This is a genomic window from Stenotrophomonas sp. 3diitr2024, assembly GCF_042136455.1.
In the GTDB taxonomy this organism is placed as follows: Bacteria; Pseudomonadota; Gammaproteobacteria; order Xanthomonadales; family Xanthomonadaceae; genus Stenotrophomonas; species Stenotrophomonas sepilia.
In genome coordinates this window covers 1-627 of the sequence record NZ_JBHHMJ010000643.1, presented here as the reverse complement: position 1 = coordinate 627, position 627 = coordinate 1, and the positions used below count along the sequence as shown (strand labels likewise).

1 pseudogene is annotated in these 627 nt (G+C 71.9%); it reads left to right on the top strand.

Features of this window, described 5'->3' with window-relative positions:
- Window positions 1-627 (top strand): annotated as a pseudogene (locus ABGA94_RS16695) (thiol reductant ABC exporter subunit CydC); the annotation flags it as partial.

Genomic DNA, 627 nt, shown 5'->3' with positions numbered 1-627 from the left:
CGCTGTCGGTGGTGGCGGTTGCATCGGCGGCGCTGATCCTGCCGTCGGCGGCAGTGCTGCTGGCGGTGCTGGCGCTGCTGATCGCCTTCGGTGTGCCGTGGCTGGGCGTGCGTGGCCACGATGAGGAAGAAGCCGACCGCGCCGCGCATCGCGCCGCATTGCGCACCGCGGCCTTTGAAGGGTTGGAAGGGGCGGGAGATCTAGCCGCGCTGGATGCCGATGCCGCGTGGCAGCTGAAAGTGCGCGTGGCAGCCAAGCAGTTGGCCTCGCGTGACCGCCGCCGTCGCTGGCGCCTGATCGCGGCCTCGACCCTGCACGGCCTGGTGGCCGGGCTGGGCCTGGTGGCGATGCTGGCGTTGGCCCTGCACGCCGCCGAACAGCAGCGCATCGCGCCGGAGATGGCGGCGGGCCTCGTGTTCCTGACCGTGGCGTTGATCGAACTGTGGGCCGGCATGGGCCTGGCCTGGCAGTCGCTGCAGTCCGGGCGCATTGCCGCCGATCGCCTGCAGGCGATCATCGAGCAACCGCCGACGGTGGACGATCCGCAGGTGCCACAGCCGGTGCCGCAAGCCGCGCGCGTGCATTGGGACGATGTGCATTTCCAGTGGCCGGGCGCGGCGCGGCCGG